The sequence below is a fragment of the Roseateles sp. YR242 genome, from assembly GCF_900109745.1.
GTDB lineage: Bacteria > Pseudomonadota > Gammaproteobacteria > Burkholderiales > Burkholderiaceae_C > Roseateles.
Map to the genome: position 1 here is coordinate 179,087 of NZ_FOAV01000009.1, position 22,777 is coordinate 201,863.

The following is a 22,777-nucleotide window of genomic DNA, read 5'->3' on the forward strand; positions in this document are numbered from 1 at the left end:
AATGAGTAGTTCCAACCTGCAAGCGCTCACCGTGCTGCTGGAGCGTGCCGAAGCTGAACGTGATGAAGCCCTGCGCTTCCTGCAAGACGCCGAACGGCGTGCGCAGGCGGCGCGGATGCAGCACGACCAGCTCTCGCAATACCGCAACGACTACCAATCGCGGTGGAAGCAGGAATTCGCCCAACGTACGACGATCCAGATCCTGGGTTGCTATCAGAACTTTGGCGGACGCCTGGACCAGGCCATCGGACAGCAGTCGGGCATTGCCGACTTTGCGGATCAACGTCTGGACGCGGCGCGCAAGGTGCTGCAGGAGCGAGAGCTCCGTGTGGCTTCCGTGCGCAAGCTGATTGAACGCCGCCGTGCCGAGGCCCTGCGCACCCAGATGCGCCAGGATCAACGCACCACCGATGAGCAGGCGGCCCGAGCCGCCGCACGCGGCGGCAACCCGTTGAACCGCCTGGTCGCCTGAGGTCCCCGTCCATGTCCCATATTCCCCTTCATCAGAACACCACGAGCACCCACAGCGCCCTGAGTGCGTTGGGTGGCACGTCGGCCAATACCCGCAAGGACAGCGGCCGAGCCCAGGCTGCACAGTCCTCGCCGAGTGCCCAGCAGTCGTTTTCCCAGATGCTGAACCAGAGCAGCCAGCACCTGCAGGCCCAGGCACCGCAGCCTCAGGCTTTCACCCAGGCCGCCACCCAGACGGCATCGCAGCAAGCTTCCAAGACACCGGCCAAGGCGCCCGCGCCCCCGGCCAGCAACACGGCCAACGGTTCGGCCAACGGCATCAGCGGATCGGCGCAGGAAGAAAACAAGCTCAACGCCCGCAACGCGGCCAACCGCAGTGCGGCCAACCGCAGCGCCAACAAGCAGGCGGAAGCGCCCAAGGCACCAGCGACCCCGGCCCATGCGCAAACCGAGGCAGCTGACAAGGCCCACGGCAACAAGGCACAGGGCAAATCCGCCGACGGTGCGGACCCGGCAGCTGCTGGCGAGGGGACGGACAAGACCGCTGGCCAGGATGACGGCGCCACGGCAGCCCGGACGGACGGCACGGACCCCGCTGCCGCGGCCCAGCAGATGATGGCGATGCTGCGTGGCGAAGTGCCGCAGGATCCCAAGCTGGCCTTGAAGGACGGTGGCGTGGCTGATGGTGCCGCAGACGGCCATGGCGCTGTGGGTGGCCATGGCAAGGGCGGCCACCATGCCGGTGCCGCCGCGGACCATGACCCGTTGCAGCAGGATCTGCAGCAGGCGATGCGCGCGGCCCTGGACGGCAAGACCGAGGCCGGTGAAGGCGCCGAAGGCTTGCAGGCCCTGGCGGGCGGCTCCCAGGAGATGACGCTGGGCGCAAGCCATGAGGCGGGTGGCACGCACCAGAGTTTTGAAGCCATGCTGGCAGCCGCGCAGCAGGCCGATGCCGCCGGTGGCACCACCGGCACGGACCAGGCCGGCGCAGCCGATGCGCCTTCCGTCCCGCTGTCGCAGCCCCTGGACAGCCCTGAATTCGCACCCGAGCTGTCGGCCAGCGTCAGCCTCCTGATCCAGGACGGCGTGCACGAGGCACAGCTCCAGTTGAACCCGACGGACATGGGGCCGGTCTCCATCCAGATCCAGATGGACGGCCAACAGGCGCAGGTGAATTTCCACGCCGAACAGGCGGCCACCCGTGATGCGCTGATGCGCAGCATGCCCGACCTGGCGGCTGCGCTGCAAAGCCAGGGCCTGACCCTGAGCGGCGGCGGCGTGTTCGCCCAGGCGCAATCCGGCAGCGGCCAGAATGGCCGGGGCTCGGACAGTGACGAGGGTTCGCGCCGCGGTGGCCGAGGTGGACAGGGCGACGACGGCCTCACGGCGGTGGCCCGCCCCGAGCGCCGTTCCCAGCCGCGGGGCCTGGTTGATTTGTACGCCTGACGATCCTTTCAGGACCGTTGCAAGGCCAGACGCGACCCGGGAAGATCGGGTGGTGGCTGGCCTTGTGCGTTGATCGGCGGGGCGCAGTCCGACCGCCAAATGCGGTTTTCCCCGGCTTTTCGAGGCTTGACGTTGGCGCGACCGCCGCACAATGGACTTCGTGACGGGCCTGGTGTGCCCGCGTGTCTGATTACAGGAGCCCCTCCATGGCCACTGCCGCCGCAGGCAACGAGGCCGCCGCTCAAGGCGGTGGCAAGAAGAAGCTGATCATCATCATCGCCATCGTGCTGGTGCTGGTGCTCGCTGGCGTGGGTGCGTTGCTGATGATGAAGAAGAAGGCGGCCGCTGCGGCGGACGAGGAAGGCGCTGCGGAAGAGACGCACGCGCCGGCCGCGCATGCCAAGCCGGGCACGCCGCCCACCTTCGTCCCGCTGGATCCCTTCACCGTCAATCTGGCGGACAAGGAAGTCGACCGTTTTGCGCAGGTGGGTGTCACGCTGGAAGTGGCGGACGCGCACTTTGCTGACCAGCTCAAAGCTTATATGCCGGCCATCCGCAACAACGTCCTGATGGTGCTCTCGCACAAGACATCGGCGGAGTTGCTGACGGTGGAAGGCAAGGAAAAGCTGGCCAAGGAGATTCGTCGCGAGGCGGTGCGCCCGATGGGCATCGAGATCGACGATGAAGACGAGGACGAAGACGCCGCGCCGAAGAAAAAGAAGAAAAAGAAGAAGCAGGTGGAAAGCCCTGTCACGCAGGTCCTGTTCTCCACCTTCATCGTGCAATAAGCGCGGCTCCGTGCAAAGGTCCAGGCCATGAACCAGCAGATTCTTTCGCAAGACGAAGTTGATGCACTCTTGCAGGGCATCACCGGCGAGAGCCAGAAGCTCGAGGCTGAAGAAGTCCAGAGCGGTGGTATCCGCGAGTACAACCTGGCCAGCCAGGAGCGCATTGTCCGTGGGCGCATGCCCACGATGGAAATCATCAACGAGCGTTTTGCCCGGAACATCCGCATCGGCCTGTTCAACTTCATCCGCAAGAGCCCGGAAGTGGCCATTGGCGGCATCAAGGTCCAGAAGTACAGCGCCTTCCTGCGGGAAATCGTGGTGCCGACCAATTTCAACATCGTGTCGGTCAAACCCTTGCGGGGCAATGGGCTGATCGTCTGCGACCCGACGCTGGTCTTTGCGGTCATCGACTCGCTCTTTGGCGGCATTGGCAAGTTCCACACGCGCATCGAGGGCCGGGACTTCTCCGCCACTGAGCAGCGGGTGATCTTGCGGCTGGTGGAAGTCATCACGCAGGAATACCAGAAGGCCTGGAAGGGCATTTATCCGCTCGAGCTGGAATACCAGCGTTCGGAGATGCAGCCCCAGTTCGCCAACATCGCCACGCCCAGCGAGATCATCGTGTCCACCAGCTTCACGCTGGAGATCGGTGAGACCAGCGGCACGGTGTATTTCTGCATCCCCTACTCCACGCTGGAGCCCATCCGCGACGTGCTCTACAGCACCACGCAGGGGGATTCCAACGAGCCTGACCGCCGCTGGGTGAATCTGCTCAAGCACCAGATCCAGTCTGCCGAGGTGGAGCTGGTGGCGGAGCTGGCGAAGGCGCCTGCGACGGTTGAGCAACTCCTGGCCTTCAAGCCGGGGGACTTCATTGAACTGGACCTGGAGCAGATCATCCAGGCCAAGGTGGATGGTGTGCCGGTTTTTGATTGCCACTACGGCACATCGAACGGCAAATATTCGATCAAGATCGAGAAACTGCTGACCGGCCCGGATGCGGGCTGGCTGGGAGCTCGCAATGGCTGACACTCCGGACTCTATGGACGAACAGGACGCAATGGCCGCTGAATGGGCGGCGGCGCTGGCCGAAGCTGGCGGTGGTGGTGGAAGTGCTCAGGCGGTGGTGGAAGAGGTGCAGGCGGTCTCCGAGCAGGTGGCGCCGGCGACCTTCACCAACTTCAGCCCCACGCCGGGCAATATGCCGGGCAGCGACATCAACATGATTCTGGACATTCCCGTCCAGTTGACTGTGGAGTTGGGCCGCACCCGCATCCCCATCAAGAACATCCTCCAACTGGCCCAGGGCTCGGTGGTGGAACTGGACGCCCTGGCGGGCGAGCCGATGGATGTGCTGGTGAATGGCTACCTCATTGCCCAGGGCGAAGTGGTGGTGGTGAACGACAAGTTCGGCATTCGCCTCACCGACATCGTCACCCCATCCGAACGGATGCGGCGCCTCAGCAAGGCCTGACACCGGACGGGCCCCGCCCGCCCCCGCATCCCCAAGAGCCCCAGCACTGCTGGGGCTTCGCGTTACTGCACCGCTCTCTAGCAGGAGGACTTGCAACGCCGCGGACCGCCCGAAGCGGGGTCACATCGGCTAGCGGGTGTTGTGCAGAGGCCCCTTGAGTAAAGAAGGGAATGGGCGGCGGAGCTGGCCAGAAATGACATGGAGCAAACACCCACCGCCCCGGCCCTTTCTGGCGCATCCAAAGAAGGAAGCGCATTTGCAACGCCGCCGAAGCCAACCGGTGTGATCCATCGCTCCTCAGCGCCATAATTGCCCGCATGAACTCATCCCTGGTCCCGATCCTGTGGTTCCTGGCGATCATCGCCCTCATCCCTGTGGTGTTGTGGCTCCTCAAGCGCACCCCGCTGGGTGGGGCGGCGATGGGCGGCCACTTGCGGACTGTCGCGCAGTTGGTCATTGCGCCCAGCCAGCGCATCCTGATCGTGGAGGTCGGCCAGGGTGAGGACCGTCAGTGGCTGGTGCTCGGGATCACGGGTCAGCAGATCCGGACCTTGCATGTGATGCCGCCGCAGGCGGATGTGGCGGCTGCGCTGCAGTCGGCACAACCCAGTTTTTCCCAGATGCTCAAGCGCAGCTTGGGCGCCAGGAACGCCGATGGCCCCGTTGTCTGACATGACTGACATTGCCGCACCGGCCACGACGGACATGCCGACCGCTCCGGCACACCCCGCCCCCACCCGGTCCATCGCCAGGTCTATCACCCGGTCCATCACCGGGTCCTCCGCCGCCCGTCGCATAGCCCTCGCGCTCACCGCCCTCGCCCTCGGCGGCGTCGGCATGGCCGCCTACGCCCAGCAGACCGGGGGCTCGCCGGCGTCCGTGCCGCTGATCATCGGCCAGGGGGCGGGCGGCAACAGCTACTCCGTCCCCATCCAGACCCTGCTCTTCTTCACCGCCCTGGGCTTCCTGCCGGCGGTGCTGCTGATGATGACTGGCTTCACCCGCATCGTCATCGTGCTCTCCCTCATGCGCCAGGCGCTGGGCACCCAGGCCGCACCGCCCAATCAGGTCATCGTGGGGCTTTCCCTGTTCCTGACCTTCTTCGTCATGGGCCCGACGCTGGACCGTGTCTATGCCGACGCCTACCAGCCCTACTCCACCGGCCAGATCAGCTTCGAGGTGGCGCTCGAGCGGGCGCAGGTGCCCATGCGCGGCTTCATGCTCAAGCAAACCCGCCAATCCGATGTGGCGCTGTTCTCCCGGCTGGCCCGGCTCGACGCCAACACCACACCGGAGACGGTCCCGTTCCGGGTGCTGGTGCCGGCCTTTGTCACCAGCGAGCTGAAGTCTGCCTTCCAGATTGCCTTCCTGATCTTCATCCCCTTCCTGGTCATCGACATGATCGTCTCCAGCGTGCTGATGAGCCTGGGCATGATGATGTTGTCGCCAGTGCTGGTCTCCTTGCCCTTCAAGCTCATGCTGTTTGTGCTGGCGGATGGGTGGAACCTGCTGCTGGGCTCGCTGGCGGCGTCGTTCGCGCAGTAGCGGCGAAGCTCGCCAGCACCGACCGAATCCCACTGTTCCACGCACAGGCGCCGCCATCACCATGGATGCACAACAAGTCTTCACCATCGGCCAGCAGGGCCTGTATATCCTGCTGATGGTCGCCGCGCCCCTGTTGCTCACGGTGCTGGCTGTGGGGGTGCTGGTGTCGGTGTTCCAGGCCGCCACGCAGATCAACGAATCGACCCTGTCCTTCGTGCCCAAGATCTTGGCCGCCGTGCTGGTGCTCGCCGTGGCGGGTCCCTGGATGATCACCACGCTGGTGGAATACATCCAGCGCACGCTGCAGAGCATTCCTCAGGCGCTGGGTTGAGCCCGAGCTGCGACCATGCTGACCTTCAGTGAGGCGCAGATCATGGCCTGGATCAACCCGATCCTGTGGCCCTTCATCCGCACGCTGGCACTGTTTGCCGGCATGCCGGTGTTCAGCCAGCGCGCCGTGCCGCAGCGGGTGAAGATCGGGCTGGCGCTGTTCATCGCGGTGGCCGCGCAGCCGTCGCTGCCGGCGATGCCGGTGGTGCCGCTCGATTCCCTGCCCCAGTTGCTGATCGTGATTGCGCAGCAGGTGCTGATCGGCCTGTCCATGGGGTTTGCGGTGCGGCTGGTCTTTGCGTCGCTGGAGTTTGCGGGCGAGCTGATCGGGCTGCAGATGGGCCTGAACTTCGCCGGCTTCTTTGATCCGGCCACCGGCTCGCAGGGCACGTCGACCTCCCGCTTCCTGGGTTCGATGGTGGCGTTTCTCTTCATCGCCATCAACGGCCACCTGATGCTCATCAACTCGCTGGTGCAGAGCTTCCAGGCCTTCCCGGTGGGCGAGGAGCCATTTCGCTTTCTGCGCGTGGCGCAGCCCCAGGTGTGGGGCGCGGAGGTCTTCCGCATGGGCATGTGGATCGCGCTGCCCTTGGTCACCATGCTGCTGTTCGTCAACCTGGTGCTGGGCATCATCTCGCGCGTGGCGCCCCAGCTCAACGTGTTCTCGGTGGGGTTCCCGCTCACCGTCAGCATCGGCCTGGTGGGGCTGGTGGCGACGCTGCCGCTGATGCATCAGCCCTTCATGATCGCCTTGGAACGATTGCTCGCGGCTTTCACGTAAACGCGTGATGGTTCCCTCCGTGATGGGCGGGCGCCTGGTAGTTTGACGATGTCGGGGTCGAACGACTGATTTGAGTCGTTGGCAAGCGTGAGCTTCTGCAAATCAAGAGCAAGTCCGCTACCGTTCATGGCGATGCCTCTGCGGGCCTCAGAGATCGAGGTTTCCCCAAGCTCGCCGTACAGCTCGAATCTCTACGCAAACTCCGCAACACCGCCGACTATCGGCTCGCCCCCCGTTTGCGTCCCGACCAAGCCCGCCGTGCGGCCCAAGCGGCCAAGAGGTTCTTGGAACAGTTGAGCGCGCCGGACGTACGGCTTCGGCTCAAAGCTCCCGCAACGCGGTCGTCACCGGCACACTCGCGGCCCGCACCGCGGGGAAGAGCCCGCCGATGAAGCCGATGGCCAGGGCCCATTTGAGCCCCTCCCACAGCAGCTGACCGGAAACACGCAGCTCAAAGCTGAGCTTGCCCACCGAGCCCGCTGCCATCGTGGAGGCCGCGTGCCCGTTGAACAGCAGGTAGGCCACGGCGCCGCCCACCAGGCCGCCCAGCGCGGCGAGCAACATCGTCTCCAGCATCACCGCTACCACCACCGGCACGCCGGGGAAGCCGATGGCACGCAGTGTGGCGATCTCCCGGGCCCGTGTGGCCACCGCGGCGAACATGGTGTTGAGCGCTCCGAAGATCGCGCCCACCGCCATGATGGCGCCCACCACCGTTCCGATCCACCGCAGGACCTTGGTCATGCCCTCCGACTGCTTGGCGAAGAACGCCAGCGTGGTGGTGGCGTCCACCTTCAGTTGCGGATTGGCCGCCAGGCTGTCCTTGAAGGCGGTGAAGGCATCCGCCCCCGTCAGACGCACGGTCACTGAATTGCGGCTGCTGCCGCGGCGAAACGCGTCGGCCAGCACGGTGGCGTCTGCCCACAGTTCGGATTCCATCGCATCGCCGGTGGCAAACACCCCGGTGACGGTCCAGGTCTGATTGCCCAGGCGAATCTCCTTGCCCACGGTCAAGCCATTGAATTGGCGGGCAGCGCCCTTGCCCACGATCAGCTCACGCAGCCCCGGCTGGAACCGCCGCCCTTCAATGAGGCGGACCTGCGGGCGCACGAGAAACGCCTCATCGCCCACACCGCGAAACTGCACACTGCCCTCCTCGTCCTTCGCGCCGCCCTTGACCGGCAGGTTGGCCGCCACCACCGTCTCCGCCGAGACCAGCGGTTCGCCCTTGTCGCTGCGCGCCACACCAGCAGCCTGGCCGATCTGGGTGATGTCATCCCGGGAAAGCACCGAGGACACCTCCGCCGCGGACGCCCCGCGCAGCACGATGGCCGTATCCGGACCGCCTGACTTGCGCAGTGTCTCGGAGTAGCCCTCCGCCATCGCCAGCAAGGCCACCAGCACACCGACCACGCCGGCGATGCCCACCACGATCACCGCCGACGAGCCCAGCCGCTGCGGCAGCGTGCTGATGCCCACCCCCGCCACCGAGCGAGCCTGCCCGCCCCGGCGGGTCAGCCCCAGCCACAAGGCCAGCAGCACGGCCAGCGCCAGTGCGCCGACCCAGGGCAGGAATACCCAGGCAATCAGGGCGAGGAGCAGGAACAGCACCAGGCCCAATCGTTTCAGGAAAGTCTTCATCACCGCCCCCTCACCGCAACGCATCCACAATGTTCAGGCGCATCGCGTTCCAGGCCGGAAGCGCGCCCACGATGGCACCAAACACCAGCATCAGGCCCACGCCCGTGGCCCAGCTCGCCAGGCCCGCCGCCGGCAGGCGCAGGGTGCCGCCGCTGCCAGCACTCACCGCCGGCCCCACGATGCTGGCCAGCCCCAGGCCGATGACACCCCCGATGAGCAGCAGCAGGATGGACTCCGCCAGCACCATGCCCAGCACGCTGCGGCCGGAAAAGCCGATGGTCTTGAGCACAGCGATCTCGCTGGTGCGCTCTCGCACCGCCTGCATCATGGTGTTGCCCGCCAGCAGCAGCAGGGTGAAGAACACCGCCCCCATGATGGAGCTGACGATCAGGCCGATATCCGCCAGCTGCTTCACCCAGGACGCCATGGCCGCCTGCTCGGTCTGCGTGCGGGTTTCATGGTCCGAATTGGCTGACAAGGCATCGATGGCCTTGGCCACCCGGTCCGCCTGGTTGGCATCCGCCACGCGGGAGACATACCAGCCGACCGCCCCCTGGTTGTAGGGCGTGGTGTCGTCGAAGTATTTCCAGTTCAGCAGGAAGAGCTGGTCATACCAGCCACCGGCCTTCTTGTCAGCGGTCTGGATCAGGCCCACGATCTCGAACTCCCAGTTCTTGCTGCCGTTGCGGTCCGGGAAGATGTTGGACTGCAGCGGAATGCGGTCGCCCACCTTCCAGTTGAAACGCTTGGCCAGGCGCTCCCCCACGAGCGCGCCGGTGCGCGTGCTCACGAAGGCCTTGCGGGCATCGGCACTCACCAGCATCTCGGGATAGAGGTCGAGGTAGTTGGGCGCCACGGCAAAACTGAACACCGCGTTGTGCGGGTCCTGGTAGGCCCCGCCAAACCAGTTGGCGAAGGTGACGGCCTTGACGCCGTCCACCTGCGCAATCCGGTTGCCCAGGGCCATCGGCAGCGTCTGGATAAACGACAGCCGCGCGCCGGACTGCAGCCGCGAAGCACCGTTGGCGCTCTGCCCGGCCTGGTCAAAGGAGGTCCGGACGGCATCCAGCAGGCCGAAGAGCAGGAAGGCCGTGATGATGGACACCAGGGTCAGGAAGGTCCGGAGCTTGCGCCGAAACAGCGCCGCCCAGACAAGATGAAGGTATTTCATGGGCCGCTCCTCAGGCCGTGGCCTGTTCCACCAGGCTGCCCTTGTCCAGGTGCAGCACCTGGCCGGCGCGCTCCGCCGCACGCGGGTCGTGGGTGACCATCACGATGGTCTTGCCATGGTCCCGGTTGAGCGCCTGCAGCAGCCCCAGCACATCCTCGGCAGACTGGCGGTCCAGGTCGCCCGTCGGCTCGTCGCAGACCAGCAGGGTCGGGTCGGACACGATCGCCCGGGCGATGGAGACGCGCTGTTGCTGGCCACCGGAGAGTTCGGTCGGCTTGTGGCTGGCCCGTTCGGACAGCCCCACCAGCTGCAAGGCAATGGCCGCGCGTTTGCGCCGCTCCGCCGCCGAGAGCTTGGTGAGCAGCAGCGGCAGTTCCACATTGCGCTGTGCCGAGAGCATGGGCATCAGGTTGTAGAACTGGAAGACAAAACCCACCCGCGCCGCCCGCCAGCGCGAGAGCGCGGCAGAGCTCAGTTGGTCGATGCGTTCGCCACCGATGGTGATGCTGCCGCCGCTGGGCTGGTCCAGGCCCCCGATGAGGTTGAGCAGTGTGGTCTTGCCGGAGCCCGAAGGCCCCATCAGCGCGAGGAAGTCGCCCTGGTTCACATCCAGCTCGATGTGGTGGAGCACCTCGACCTGCTGCTTGCCACGGATATAGACCTTGGACAGGTCACGGATCTCGATCAGTTTGCTCACGGAAACTCCTCGCTTTGGGTCGGTCAGCGACCTGACCGCGTTGTTCAGTTCACACGAATGGGATCAGTGTTCGGCAGGTGCCACGCGCAGCGCGTCACCGTTCTTCAGGGTCTCCGGGGGATTGAGAACCACGGTCTCCCCGGCTTTGAGGCCTTCCAGCACCACGGCCTGGTCGCCCACCGGCGTGCCGGTGCGCAGCTTGCGCAGTTCGGCGTGGTCCTGGGCCACGACAAAGGCCACTGGCGCGTCTGCCCGGGTCACCACGGCCGCCCGGGGCGCCAGCACACCTGGCGGCGGGGCGGAATCGCCTTGTGCCTTGGCGGCCAGGAAGGAGACCCGCACCCCCATGTCCGGCACCACGCGCTGGTCCTTCTGCTCCAGGGCCACCCGCACCTTCACCGTGGCCTTGCCCCGGTCTGCCGAGGGCACCACGGCAATCACATGGGCAGGAATGCGCCAGTCCGGGTAGGCGTCCAGGACGGCCTGGGCAGGCATGTCCGCCTTGACTTGACCGATATAGGCCTCGTTCACGTCCACATCCACCTCCAGCGATTCCATGTCGACGATGGTGCCCACACCCGTCCGCGTGAAGCCGCCGCCGGCCGACAGCGGCGAGAGGATTTCGCCGACCTGGGCCGCCTTTGCCGTGATGACCCCGGAGAATGGCGCCCGGACCACGGTGTAGTCGTAATTAACCTGCGCCTGCACGGCCTGGGCGCGAGAGGCATCCGCTTCCCGGCGGCGCGCCTCCAGCTGTGCGGCGTAGCTGGTGACCGAGGTACGCGCCTGCTCGGCGGCCTGGCGGGTGGACATGCCGCTGGCGGCCAGTTCCTCCTGCCGACGCAGGTCGGACTGGGCCTGCAGCCACTGCGCATGGACGGCCGCCACATTGGCCTCGGCGCTCTTGACCGATGCGCGTGCCATGTCCAGAGAGGCCCGCAAGGCGTGGTCTTCCAGCCGGGCCAGCACCTGCCCCTTGGTGACGCGGTCACCTTCCTCGAAGAGCACCTCGGTCAGGGTGCCGGTGATCTGGGTGGAGACCGTGGCGGCACGCCGCGCGGTGACATAACCCGTGGCCTGCAGCACGGCGTTGCCGGCCGGGCCGGACCTTGCCTGCACCGCGGCCACCTGGACCTCCGGCACCTGCGCGCTGCGCCACCACCACCAGCCGGCGCCGGCCAGCAGGGCCAGCACCAGCAGCACGGCCAGCGTGATCCAGGCCCAGCCCGGAATGCCTGATCGATGTTCTTCGCGCTGCCCACCCTCGATGCGCAGCTCTTTCAACAATGCGGTGTCTATGACGATCCCCTCTTGTGTTCAGCCTCGGCCCCGGCACAGGGCCGGTCGTGATGACGGCCCCCGCCCGACGCCGTGCGCGGGATGGAGGCATGGCGGTCATTCTCATGAGTGCCCTGCCCGCTGGCACAGCGTCATGCGACGAACGACCGCCGGCCGTCGTGATTCGACAGCAGCCGGGGATGACAGGCAATCAGTGGCAATAGGGGGGTCGGAGACCAGCACCGCAAGCTGCCCGATGCCCACCACCACGCCGGGAGCACGGCGGGCCGGGGGATATTTGCGGAAGTCCTGGCGGGAAATGCCCCGGGCCCGTCGCTCTCGCAGCGGAGGCAGCACTCGCAGGGCAATCAGCGTCAGCAGCGTCAGCTCTCGACCAGACCGTTCCTGATGGCGTACACCGTCAGTTCCGAATTGTTGGACAACGCCAGCTTCTCCAGCACCCGTGCCCGGTACACGCTGACCGTCTTGGGGCTGAGCATCAGTTCCTCGGCGATGTCGGACAGGCGCTTGCCGGAAGCGATCATCACCAGCGTCTGCAGTTCCCGGTCCGACAGCTTCTGATGCGCCTGTTCCGGGGCGGGCGCGGTGAGGCTTTCCACCAGCATCTGGGCAATTTCGGGGGTGACGTACTTGCGCCCCTGGGCCACCGTACGCACGGCCTGCACCAGCAACTGCGGGTCTCCGCCCTTGTTGACATAGCCGAAGGCCCCGGCGCGCAAGGCCCGGATGGCGTACTGGTCTTCCGGGTACATGGAGACGATAAGTACGCGGGTGGTGGTGCCCTCATCCTTGAGCACATGCAGCACGTCCAGCCCGCTGCGGCCCGGCATGTTGATGTCCAGGACCAGCACGTCGCATTGCTTGTCCGCCGGCAGGCTGCGCATGAGGCTGCGCAGTTCGCCGTAGTCTCCGGCTTCGCCCACCACCTCGATATCGGGTGCGTCGGCCAGCGTATCCCGGATACCCCTGCGGATCAGCGCGTGGTCATCGCACAGAATCACTTTGATCATAGTTGGCCCCAGGTGGACGGATCATGCGCCGACTGGGCGCTCGTGGCGCTCCCACCCGGTCCGCCCTCGTCGGCGAAGTCCTCATCGAAAGCGTGCACCACGCCGCGCAGCGGCACCGACAGGATCAGGCTGGTGCCATGGACGCCGGAGCTCAGGTCCACCCAGCCGCCGACCGTGGCAGCCCGCTCGCGCAGGCCGCGAATGCCAAAGCTGCGGGCCTTGCTGAGGTCACCCGGCGCCAGGCCCTGGCCGTTGTCCTTGACTTCCAGCGTCAGCACGCCGCCGTCCATGCTGAGCTCCACATCGACGCGGCTGGCATTGGCGTGCTTGGATACATTGGTCAGGGCCTCCTGCGCGGTCCGGTACGCCACCAGCGGCACACCGGCGGGCAGTTGCAGCGTCTCGTTGCCGCTGCGCACGGCGGTGGGGATGCCGGTACGCCGCTCGAAGCGGGCCGCCAGCCACTGCACCGCAGCCAGCAATCCCTGTTCCAGGATGGCCGGGCGCAGGTTGTGCATGATGCGCTGGCTGGATTCGATGGCGCTGCTGACGGTTTCGAGCGCAGAATTGACGCGTTGCTGCACCGCTGCATCGTCGCAGTGGCGGGCGATCCAGGCCAGGTCGAATTTCAGGGCGGTCAGCGAGCCCCCCACATCGTCATGAATTTCACGGGCAATGGCGGCCCGCTCCATTTCCACGCTGGTCTGGAGATGCCCCGCCAGTTCATGCAACTGCTGCTTGGATTTGATGAGTTCCCGGTCGGATTCCAGCCGGGCCCGTTGCGCCTCGCAAGATTCAATGGCGTGCAAAAGTGCCGGCGCCAATCGCACCAGGTTGTTTTTGAGCAAATAGTCCGAGGCGCCGTTGCGCATGGCTGCCACCGCAGTGTCTTCCCCAATTTCTCCGGAAACCAACACAAAAGGGAGGACCAATTGCCGCTGCTTGAGCAGATCCAGCACCACCAGGCCCGAAAACCCTGGCAGGTTGTAGTCGGAAATGATGGCATCCCAGCCTTGATTCAGCGCGGTTTCTACGGCTGGAAGGCTGTCCAGCCGGCTGATCTCGAAAGACAGGCCGGCGCGTTGCAGCTGGGCCAGGATGAGTTGATGGTCCAGGTCGGAGTCTTCGATATGAAGCAAACGCAGACGGCGTTCGCCCAGGGGCAAGGCAGGCATGCCGCGAGTATGCCAAGTTTGTCGCGACTCCCTGGGCTATGACGGGACAACTCTTCGCCATTCACATCTGGAAACCTTAGAGTTCTGGGTTTACGCTGAAAGGGAAATCCAGGCCCAGGCCGGACGACGTTGGACGAAGCGAAATATTAGGGCCACTTTGGCCAATTAGTCCCGTCGACAGATCCGCGCTAAAAGCCGAAGATTCCTCCAGCCATGAAAGTCTCGCCGCACACCGAAGTTGGGTCGGTGTGAGCACGAAACGCAGACGCACGCATGTGGAGCCAAGATGCAAATCGATGAGACAGCGGTCGAGCCTGAAAGTGGCCTGATGCCGTTGCTGGCCGCCGCCGAGCTGCAGGACCATCTCATGACGGTCAACAACGATCTCGAGCGCCTGCAGCGCCTGCTGGATGACACCGGAGAGACCTTGTCCAGCCACTTCTTCGGCGCATCGGGCCTGGTCGACCAGTTGATGTCCCGGGCGAACAGCGACCAGGATCGCGACGCCTTGCAGCAGGTGATGCTGCACCTGGCCGGCGCCGTGACCGCGCTGCAGTTTCATGACATGTCCACGCAGCTGATCTGTCATACCAGCCAGCGACTGCGCAATTGTTCCGATCAACTCGCCCGCGATGCCTTCGGGGACGATGAAGAAGGGGCTGCTGTGGTGGAAACTGCCCCCCTGAGACCGAATCCGGTCACGCAGGACGAGATGGACGCCGGCTCGATCGAGCTGTTCTGACCGACCAGCTGCGTTACCACAAGTCCTATAAAGATTGAACTGCTGCTGAAGCCCTAAAGAATTTCAAGCTGCAACCGAAAACCGCTTGTCATCCGGAGAACCAAAAATGCCCTCGATCCTCGCCGTAGACGATTCGGCCTCCATGCGCCAGATGGTCTCGTTCACCCTCAAGAATGCGGGTTTCAACGTCGTGGAGGCGGTGGACGGGCAGGATGCCTGGGAAAAATCCACCCAGCGCGATTTTGATCTGGTCCTGACCGACCAGAACATGCCCCGGATGGACGGCATCAGCCTGACCAAGAAGCTGCGGGACAACCCGAAGTTCAAGACCACCCCCATCCTGATCCTGACCACCGAGTCCAGCGACCAGATGAAGCAGGCCGGCCGGGCCGCCGGTGCGACCGGTTGGCTGGTCAAGCCCTTTGACCCGGCCAAGCTGATCGAAGTGATCGGCAAGGTGATCCGCTGAAGCGGGCGGGAGATATAGATGGGAGATATGACCTCTGAAGGCGCCAACCTGGGTGCCGGCATCGACCTGAGTCAGTTCTATCAGGTCTTCTTTGAAGAAGCGGGTGAGAACCTCGACAACATGGAACAGCTGCTGCTGAACCTGGATATCGAGAATCCCGATGATGAGCAGATGAACGCCATCTTCCGCTGCGCCCACTCGATCAAGGGCGGCGCGGCGACGTTTGGCTTCAATGACGTGGCCGAGCTCACGCACCAGATGGAGACGCTGCTGGACAAGCTGCGCCGCCATGAACTGGCGCCGACCTCGCCGATGGTGGACGTGCTGCTGCAATCCGGTGACGCCCTGCGCGCGCAGCTGGCCCGCCATCAAGGCTCCGGGGCTGACGCCGTGGACACCAGCGCCCTGCTGAGCGACATCCGTACGCTGGTGGAAGGCCGCACCCTGGACGGCAACCGTGCCGCGCCCGCACCGGCCCCCGCCGCTGCGGCGCCCGCACCCGCACCGGCGGCTGCCGCCTCGGCCTCCCCCTCCCCGCTGACCTCGACCGTGCGTCAGCTGGAGCTGCTGGTGGGCCCGCTGAGCAATCCCACGCAGGCCGACAACCTGGTCGACCTGTTCAAGGAAATCACCGATCTGGGCACCATCGAGCCGCTGGACGGGGGTATTTCCGCCGACGGCATGCGCCGCTTCAAGGTGCTGACCAGCAGCACGGACAACGATCTGCTGGACCTGTTCACCTTCCACGTCTCCCGCGAGCAGGTCAAGATCCTGCCGCTGAGCGCCGGCTTCGGCTTCCATGACGGCGCGCCCGGTGCACCGAAGGAAGAAGCCAAGAAGGACGAGGACCCAGGCTACGGCTTCTTCGATGAAGCACCCGGCCTGCCCAGCGCAACCGCCGAAGAATCCAAGGCCGCCGCCGAGGCGCCCAAGGCCAGCGTGCCGGTGCCGGTCAAGCCGGCCGTGCCCGCCAAGGCCGAGGCCGCCCCGCGCGCGGGCGGCGCCAACATGGACTCCACCTTGCGTGTCTCGGTGGAGAAGGTCGACCAGCTAATCAACCTGGTGGGCGAGCTCGTCATCACCCAGGCCATGCTGGCCCAGAACAGCCACAACCTGGATCCGGGCCTCTATCAGCAACTGGCCTCCGGCCTGGCAGACCTGGAACGCAACACGCGGGATCTGCAGGAATCGGTCATGTCGATCCGCATGATTCCGATGTCCGTGGTGTTCAACCGCTTCCCCCGCATGCTGCGCGACCTCGCCGCCAAGCTGGGCAAGAAGGTGGAACTGGTGACCCAGGGTGAAGCCACCGAACTGGACAAGGGCCTGGTCGAGAAGATCACCGACCCGTTGACCCACCTGGTGCGCAACAGCTGCGACCACGGCATCGAGCTGCCCGCCGATCGTCTGGCCAAGGGCAAGCCCGAGCAGGGCACGATCACGCTGGTGGCCTCCCACCAGGGCGGGTCCATCGTCATTGAAGTGCGTGACGACGGCCGTGGCCTGAACCGCGAAAAGCTGATCAGGAAGGCCCGCGAAAAGGGCATCGACGCGCCCGACTCGATGAGCGACCAGGAAGTCTGGGGCCTGATCTTCGCACCGGGTTTCTCCACCGCCGACCAGGTGACGGACGTGTCCGGCCGCGGCGTGGGCATGGACGTGGTGAAGAAGAACATCACCTCGCTGGGTGGCACGGTGGAGATCGACTCTGCCGAGGGCTACGGCATGAAGGTCTCGGTGCGCCTGCCGCTGACGCTGGCCATCATGGACGGCATGAGCGTGGGTGTGGGCGAAGAGGTCTACATCCTGCCGCTGTCGTCGGTGGTCGAGTCCTTCCAGGTGCAGTCGGACACCATCAAGACCGTGGGCGGCTCCGGCCGTGTGGTCGAGGTGCGTGACGAATTCATGCCGGTGGTGGAACTGGAGCAGGTCTTCAATGTGCCGCGCTTCGATTTCGAGCACGTCAGCTCCATCATGGTGGTCGTGGAAGCCGAAGGGGGCCGTGTCGCCATGCTGGTCGATGAATTGCTGGGCCAGCAGCAGGTGGTGGTGAAGAACCTGGAAGCCAACTATCGCAAGGTGACGGACGTGTCCGGCGCCACGATCATGGGTGATGGCCGAGTGGCCCTGATCCTGGACGTGGGCAGCCTGGTGCGCCGCTCACGCCACTGAACAGACAACGCTCCGCCCGTTCTCGAGGTAAGCACATATGAATCTCAGCGCATTGCTGCGGCAATTCAGCATCAGGACCCGCATGATCGGCGCCATCGCCATCGTGCTGGTGCTGCTGCTGGTGGTCGGTAGTGTTGGTCTGTTCGGCATGCAATCCATGCGTGGACAGACCCAGGAATTCCTGGACAAGTCCTCCGATCGGAGCCGCCTCATCGCGGCGCTGACCGGCGCCGTGGGTCTGATGCGTGTCCATGAAAAGGACATGATCATCAACTACGAGAAGCCCGACGTGGTGAAGGAGCGGCATGCCAAGTGGGATGACGCCCGCAAGCAGGCCGCCGCCATGGTGGCCGACCTGAGCAAGCTGAGCGATGACGAGGACAAGGGCGCGCTGGCGAAGGTGCAAGCCTCCCTGGACGGTTATGCCGCCAAGGCAACCAACGTGGTCAACCAGCTGGAAGCAGGTGCCTATGACCACGCCGCCGTGGCGGACCGGCTGCTGCAGCCGGCCAAGGACCAGGTGAAGGCCGCGGAAACGCAGATTGCCGACCTGTCCAAGCGTTTGGATGAAGAATCCGCCGAGATGCGCAAGGGCATCGAAAGCACGCAGAAGACGGTGTTGTGGACCTTCGGCCTGGTGCTGGTGTTCGCTGCCGTGGTGGTGGTGCCGCTGACCCTGCTGAACATGCAGAGCATCTGCGCGCCGCTGGTGGAAGCCGAGGCGCTGGCGGGTGCCATTGCCGAAGGCGACCTCTCCCGCGTGATGAAGCCGGTGGAAGGCAACGACGAGGCCTCCAAGCTGCTGCGTTCGCTGCATCGCATGCAGGAAGCGCTGCAGACCATGGTGGGCCAGTTGCGCACCGCCGCCGACTCGATCCGCACCGCGTCGGTGGAGATCGCGACCGGCAACCAGGATCTGTCCAGCCGGACTGAGCAGACCGCCTCCAACCTGCAGGAAGCTGCCTCCTCCCTGGTGCAGTTGACCGGCACCGTCAAGCAGACGGCCGATTCGGCCCGCACCGCCAACCAGCTGGCCTCGTCCGCCTCGGGCGCGGCGGCCAAGGGCGGCACGGTGGTGAGCCAGGTGGTCTCGACGATGGACGAGATCAACACCAGCTCCAAGCGCATCAGCGACATCATCGGCACCATCGATGGCATCGCCTTCCAGACCAACATCCTGGCACTGAACGCCGCGGTGGAAGCGGCCCGTGCCGGTGAGCAGGGGCGTGGTTTTGCCGTGGTGGCCGGTGAGGTGCGTTCGCTGGCCCAGCGCAGCGCCGAGGCGGCCCGTGAGATCAAGACCCTGATCGGCGCCAGCGTCGAACGCGTCGAGACCGGTGCCCGCCTGGTGCAGGAAGCCGGCACGTCGATGAGCGATATCGTCTCCAGCGTGCAGCGTGTGACCGACATCATTGGCGAGATCACCGCCGCTTCCAGCGAACAGAGTGATGGCATCAGCCAGGTCACGACCGGCGTGAGCCAGCTGGACCAGATGACGCAGCAGAATGCCGCCCTGGTGGAGCAGAGTGCCGCCGCCGCGGAAAGCCTCAAGGATCAGGCCGAGCGCCTGGGTGCCGTGGTGGACCGCTTCCGGGTCAATGGCCATGCCGCTGTGACGACCTCGACGCTGTTCAGCCCGGCCAGCAAGCCGGCGAACGTGACGAAGAACTTCAGTGCCGTGCCGGTGGCCAAGGCCCACGCACCCGCACTCGCCCCCGCACCGGTCACGAAGGCTGCGGCCAAGCCGGTGTCCACCACCGTGTCCACGGCTGCCAAGTCAACCGCTGCCAAGCCGGTGGTGAAGGCCACGGCTGCCAAGCCGGCGTCCAAGCCCGTGGCCAAGCCGGCCACCACCCCGATCAAGCCGAAGGCGGCCAGCAGCCGCGCCGCCGCACCGTTCACCCCCGCGCCGGCGCAGCCGGCCACCACCGCCGTGAATGACGGCGACTGGGAAACCTTTTAATCAGCCGCACGAGGTCACCACATGGAAATCGTCCAACAAACAGGCACGCAAGTCGTGCAAGCAGGCTCCGGCGCGCTGGCTCTCCAGTCCGGCTCGGGCAATGTCGCTCCTTCGAGCGGTGAATACCTGACCTTCCGCCTGGGTCAGGAAGAGTACGGGATCGACATCCTGAAGGTTCAGGAAATTCGCTCCTATGAGCATCCGACCCGCATCGCCAACGCACCGGATTTCATCAAGGGCGTGGTCAACCTGCGTGGCGTGATCGTCCCCATCGTGGACCTGCGCCTGAAGCTGGGATGCGCCACGGCGGAATACAACAGCTTCACCGTGGTGATCGTGCTGAACGTGAAGAACCGCGTGGTCGGCGCCGTGGTGGACTCGGTCTCCGACGTGCTGGAACTGAATCGCGATGTCATCCGCCCTGCGCCGGAACTGAGCGCCAGCTCGGTGAACACCAGCTTCATCATGGGCATCGGCGCGGTCAGCGATCGCATGCTGATCCTGATTGATATCGAAGGCCTGATGAGCAGCGCCGACATGGGGTTGATGGATACGATCACTTCGTGATCGCCCCCCTACCGCCCGACGGCGGCCCCCCTTGGGGGCGAGCGCGATGGCCCGGCAAAGCCGGATCCACGCGCTCCGCTTGAAGGACGGCTTCGCTGTGCTCGCCTTTGGGTGGGGTGCAGGGACAAACGCCTGGCATCGCCAGGCGTTTTTGTTTGCTGCGACGGTGACCGGTGCGTCGCAGCGGGAATGACCGGTGCGTCGCAGCGGGAATGACCGGTGCGTCGCAGCGGGATGGCGGATGCGTCGCTGCGGCCGCTCGGGTGCCTGGTCCGCCGGCCGTGGCCAGGCTTACTCGGCGGCGTCGCGGAGAGTCTGGACCACCGGGCGTTGAAGGACGCCGCGCAGGGCCCACCAGCCGGCCAACTGGGCCAGCAAGGCGCCACCCACGGTAGTGCCGATCAGGACCCAGGGCTTGAACTGCCATTCGAAGTCAAAGGCGTAGTGGGTCAGTGCCCAGCCCATCGCTTGTGCTGCCGAACCGGCCAGCAGGCCGGCCAGCGCGCCCAGACCGAGCAGCTCGGCACGCTGGACAGCGGCCATCAGGGCACTGGAAGCGCCCATGGCGCGCATGAGGGCAAATTCGCGGGTGCGCGCCTCACGCGAGCCCACCGCCGCCACCAGCAGCACCACCACGCCCAGGGCCAGCGCCACCCCGAACAGCAGTTGCACCGCCGTGCTGACCTGCTCCAGCACCGCCTGGACCTGGTGCAGTTCGGCCGACACATCCACCAGCGTGAGATTGGGGAAGGCGCGCACCAGCGTGCGGTCCAGCGCCGCAGCCTGCCCGTCGGGCGCCCGGAAGGCGGAGATGAAGCTCATGGGGAGCTCCGGCATGTCCGCCTTGGGGTAGAGCACAAAGAAGTTGACCCGCATCGAGCCCCAGTCCACCTTGCGCAGGGTGGTGATGCGGGACTCCACCGTGGTGCCGGCGATGTCAAACGCGAGGCGGTCACCGAGCTTGAGACCCAGTTGATCGGCCAGGCCCTGCTCCACGCTCAGGCCATCCTTTTCCTCCGGCACCCAGCGGCCCTGGGTGAGCTGGTTGTGCGAAGGCAGCTCGGCACTGTGGCTGAGGTTGAACTCCCGCTCCACCAGGCGCTGGGCACGCTCTTCCTGGAACTGCCCGGCACGCACGGCCTGGCCATTGATGCTGACCAGGCGGCCCCGGATCATGGGATACCAGTCGTAGTCCTTGACCCCGGCCTTCTCCAGCTCGCTGCGAAAGCCCACGCCCTGCTCCGGCTGGATGTTGATGACAAACCGGTCCGGCGCATTGGCGGGCGTGGCCGCCCGCCAGCTGTCGATCAGGTCCGTGCGCATGAGCACGAGCAAGGCCAGCGCCAGCAGGCCGATGGAGAGGGCCCCCACCTGCAGCACCGCAAAACCCGGCCGCGCCGCCACCTGGCGGGTGGCCAGCAGCAGCCATCGGGGCGCGCCCGCCTGGGGCACCAGCTTGCGCAGCGCCAGCACGGCCAACCAGGCCAGCAACGCGAAGAGCGCCAGCGCCACCGCAAAGCCACCGGTGGCGATGAGGCCAAGGCGCCAGTCTGCCGACAAGGCGGTGAGCACGGTCGCAAAGCCCACCACCCCGGCCGCCAGCACCGCCAGGGACGTGGCCTTGGGCCGGCCGACATCGCGCCGGATGACCCGCAGGGGCGGCACCGAGGCCAGTTGCAGCACCGGTGGCAGGCCGAAGCCCAGCAGCAGGCTCATGCCCATACCCAGGCCCAGCAGCACCGGCCACAGACCCGGGGCGGGCAGGTCCACCGCAATGAGGCCGGCCAGCAGGCCAATGAAGATGTAGTGCAGCAGGAAGCCCAGCGCCACACCCGCCGCACTGGCCAGGCCTCCCACCATGGCGAACTCAAGCGTGAAGACCCAGGTCAGCCGGCGTTGCGGCTGGCCCAGCACCCGCAACATGGCGCAGTCGTTCAGATGGCGGTTGGCAAATTCCCGCGCGGCCAGCGCCACCGCAATGGCGGCCAGCAAGGCCGCCAGCAGCGCCACCAGGTTCAGGAACTTCGTGGCGCGGTCCAGGGTCTGGCGCATCTCGGGACGGCCGGAATCCAACGACTCCAGACGCACACCGCGCCAGTTCTGCTCCCGCATGGATTGACGGGCCTCGGCGGTGAAGGCGCGCACCGCCGGCTCATTGCCCACCACGCCAAACCGATAGGTCACCCGGCTGGCGGGCTGGATGAGGCCGGTGGCGGGCAAATCCGACTGCGCCACCATCACACGCGGCATGAGGTTCATGAAACCGGCCCCGCGGTCCGGCTCGTTGGCAATCTCGCCCGCAATGCGCAGCGTGGCGTCGCCCAGCAGCACGGCATCGCCGACCTTCACGCCCAGTGCGCTCAACACGCCGGGGTCGGCCCACACGCTGCCGGCCGCAGGTGCGCCGGCCTTGCGCCCGTCGCTCAGCGTGAGCGCGCCGCGCAAGGGGTAGGTGGGGCTGACGGCCTTGACCGCCACCAGGCGGCTGCCACCGCCCTGCGCATCCTCCGCCCGCGCCATGCTGGGAAAGCTCAGCGTGTCCACCGTGCGCATGCCATGCCGCTGGGCGAGTGCACGCACGGCCGCCGGCGTGGGCTGGTCGCTGGCCATCACGACATCGCCCCCCAGCAGCTGGGCCGCATCCCGGCGCAGGCCACGGTCCAGACGGTCGGAGAGAAAGGCCACAGCACAGACGGCCGCCACCGCCAGCATCAGGGCCAGGATGAGCAGATGGAGCTCGCCGGCACGTGCATCCCGCCAGGCCTGCAGGGCGGTCTGGCGCCATAACGAGGGCGGGCGTGAGGGCGGGCGCCGCGTGCCAACCGGGGAGCCGGCTGATGGGCCCGCGGATGGGCCCGCGGATGGGCCTGCCGAAGAGGATGAACCGGGCAGCGGTGCGGACGGGGCAGAGTTGGACGGGGATTGCGCGCTCATGCCCGCACTGTAGCGAAGGACGTGCCCGCGCGTGCTGCGGTCGTGCAAGCAGATTGAACAGACCGTGCAAGGGGTTTTGACGATAGGGCGCCCGGGGAGCGT

Annotated in this window: 21 protein-coding genes; 14 read left to right on the plus strand and 7 right to left on the minus strand. The window is 66.0% G+C overall.

From position 1 onward, the window contains the following. Position 1: 1 nt before the first annotated feature. The 9 genes from fliJ (at position 2) to fliR (ending at position 6,835) form a co-directional block, all read left to right on the plus strand. On the plus strand, positions 2-472 hold the full coding sequence (gene fliJ, locus BMY53_RS17360) for a flagellar export protein FliJ (RefSeq protein ID WP_092947746.1): 471 nt from the start codon (positions 2-4) through the stop codon (positions 470-472). An 11-nt stretch (positions 473-483) separates the two neighbouring features. Next, positions 484-1,917: a flagellar hook-length control protein FliK gene (locus BMY53_RS17365; RefSeq protein WP_092947747.1), complete on the plus strand. Its 1,434-nt coding sequence runs from the start codon at positions 484-486 to the stop codon at positions 1,915-1,917. Positions 1,918-2,123: 206 nt separating this feature from the next. Next, positions 2,124-2,705, plus strand: a complete 582-nt coding sequence (gene fliL / locus BMY53_RS17370) for a flagellar basal body-associated FliL family protein (protein ID WP_092947748.1) — start codon at positions 2,124-2,126, stop codon at positions 2,703-2,705. 27 nt (positions 2,706-2,732) lie between these two features. Further along, complete coding sequence (fliM, locus tag BMY53_RS17375; RefSeq protein WP_092947749.1) at positions 2,733-3,734, plus strand: flagellar motor switch protein FliM; 1,002 nt, start codon at positions 2,733-2,735, stop codon at positions 3,732-3,734. Beyond that, a complete protein-coding gene (gene fliN / locus BMY53_RS17380; RefSeq protein ID WP_092947750.1) occupies positions 3,727-4,179 on the plus strand; it encodes a flagellar motor switch protein FliN in 453 nt (150 codons plus the stop codon). The genes fliM and fliN overlap by 8 nt, the downstream gene beginning before the upstream one ends. A 317-nt stretch (positions 4,180-4,496) precedes the next feature. Next, on the plus strand, positions 4,497-4,850 hold the full coding sequence (locus BMY53_RS17385) for a FliO/MopB family protein (protein ID WP_092947751.1): 354 nt from the start codon (positions 4,497-4,499) through the stop codon (positions 4,848-4,850). Between the two features lie 166 nt (positions 4,851-5,016). Further along, on the plus strand, positions 5,017-5,724 hold the full coding sequence (gene fliP / locus BMY53_RS17390; protein ID WP_092947752.1) for a flagellar type III secretion system pore protein FliP: 708 nt from the start codon (positions 5,017-5,019) through the stop codon (positions 5,722-5,724). A 61-nt stretch (positions 5,725-5,785) separates the two neighbouring features. Then, positions 5,786-6,055 carry a flagellar biosynthesis protein FliQ gene (gene fliQ, locus BMY53_RS17395; protein ID WP_092947753.1) on the plus strand — a complete coding sequence of 90 codons (270 nt, stop codon included), beginning with the start codon at positions 5,786-5,788 and terminating at the stop codon, positions 6,053-6,055. Between the two features lie 15 nt (positions 6,056-6,070). After that, the gene (gene fliR, locus BMY53_RS17400; RefSeq protein ID WP_092947754.1) at positions 6,071-6,835 is read left to right on the plus strand and encodes a flagellar biosynthetic protein FliR; all 765 of its coding nucleotides are present in this window, start codon (positions 6,071-6,073) and stop codon (positions 6,833-6,835) included. A 321-nt stretch (positions 6,836-7,156) separates the two neighbouring features. Here the strand turns inward: fliR and BMY53_RS26735 are convergent, their stop codons facing one another. The 6 genes from BMY53_RS26735 to BMY53_RS17430 form a co-directional block, all read right to left on the minus strand. Next, positions 7,157-8,476, minus strand: a complete 1,320-nt coding sequence (locus BMY53_RS26735; RefSeq protein ID WP_092947797.1) for an ABC transporter permease — start codon at positions 8,474-8,476, stop codon at positions 7,157-7,159. A gap of 10 nt (positions 8,477-8,486) precedes the next feature. Then, entirely contained in the window at positions 8,487-9,647 is a 1,161-nt protein-coding gene (locus BMY53_RS17410; RefSeq protein WP_092947755.1) for an ABC transporter permease, read from the minus strand. A 10-nt stretch (positions 9,648-9,657) separates the two neighbouring features. Beyond that, complete coding sequence (locus BMY53_RS17415) at positions 9,658-10,344, minus strand: ABC transporter ATP-binding protein (RefSeq protein WP_092947756.1); 687 nt, start codon at positions 10,342-10,344, stop codon at positions 9,658-9,660. Between the two features lie 63 nt (positions 10,345-10,407). Beyond that, on the minus strand, positions 10,408-11,631 hold the full coding sequence (locus BMY53_RS17420; RefSeq protein ID WP_218151254.1) for an efflux RND transporter periplasmic adaptor subunit: 1,224 nt from the start codon (positions 11,629-11,631) through the stop codon (positions 10,408-10,410). Positions 11,632-12,005: 374 nt separating this feature from the next. Continuing rightward, on the minus strand, positions 12,006-12,653 hold the full coding sequence (locus BMY53_RS17425; protein ID WP_092947758.1) for a response regulator: 648 nt from the start codon (positions 12,651-12,653) through the stop codon (positions 12,006-12,008). Further along, complete coding sequence (locus BMY53_RS17430) at positions 12,650-13,828, minus strand: hybrid sensor histidine kinase/response regulator (protein ID WP_092947759.1); 1,179 nt, start codon at positions 13,826-13,828, stop codon at positions 12,650-12,652. The genes BMY53_RS17425 and BMY53_RS17430 overlap by 4 nt, the downstream gene beginning before the upstream one ends. 286 nt (positions 13,829-14,114) lie before the next feature. Here BMY53_RS17430 and BMY53_RS17435 point away from each other — a divergent pair, with 286 nt between their 5' ends. The 5 genes from BMY53_RS17435 to BMY53_RS17455 all read left to right on the plus strand — a co-directional run bounded on the left by BMY53_RS17435 (position 14,115) and on the right by BMY53_RS17455 (position 19,741). After that, the gene (locus BMY53_RS17435; protein ID WP_092947760.1) at positions 14,115-14,570 is read left to right on the plus strand and encodes a hypothetical protein; all 456 of its coding nucleotides are present in this window, start codon (positions 14,115-14,117) and stop codon (positions 14,568-14,570) included. A gap of 106 nt (positions 14,571-14,676) precedes the next feature. Then, the gene (locus BMY53_RS17440; protein WP_058934514.1) at positions 14,677-15,039 is read left to right on the plus strand and encodes a response regulator; all 363 of its coding nucleotides are present in this window, start codon (positions 14,677-14,679) and stop codon (positions 15,037-15,039) included. 18 nt (positions 15,040-15,057) lie between these two features. Beyond that, positions 15,058-17,211: a chemotaxis protein CheA gene (locus BMY53_RS17445; RefSeq protein WP_092947761.1), complete on the plus strand. Its 2,154-nt coding sequence runs from the start codon at positions 15,058-15,060 to the stop codon at positions 17,209-17,211. 37 nt (positions 17,212-17,248) lie between these two features. Continuing rightward, positions 17,249-19,174 carry a methyl-accepting chemotaxis protein gene (locus tag BMY53_RS17450; RefSeq protein WP_092947762.1) on the plus strand — a complete coding sequence of 642 codons (1,926 nt, stop codon included), beginning with the start codon at positions 17,249-17,251 and terminating at the stop codon, positions 19,172-19,174. A 21-nt stretch (positions 19,175-19,195) separates the two neighbouring features. After that, positions 19,196-19,741, plus strand: coding sequence for a chemotaxis protein CheW (locus BMY53_RS17455; protein ID WP_092947763.1), 546 nt, complete (start codon positions 19,196-19,198; stop codon positions 19,739-19,741). A gap of 291 nt (positions 19,742-20,032) precedes the next feature. Here BMY53_RS17455 and BMY53_RS17460 read toward each other — a convergent pair whose 3' ends face one another. Continuing rightward, positions 20,033-22,675, minus strand: coding sequence for an ABC transporter permease (locus tag BMY53_RS17460; protein ID WP_092947798.1), 2,643 nt, complete (start codon positions 22,673-22,675; stop codon positions 20,033-20,035). Positions 22,676-22,777: the final 102 nt, after the last annotated feature.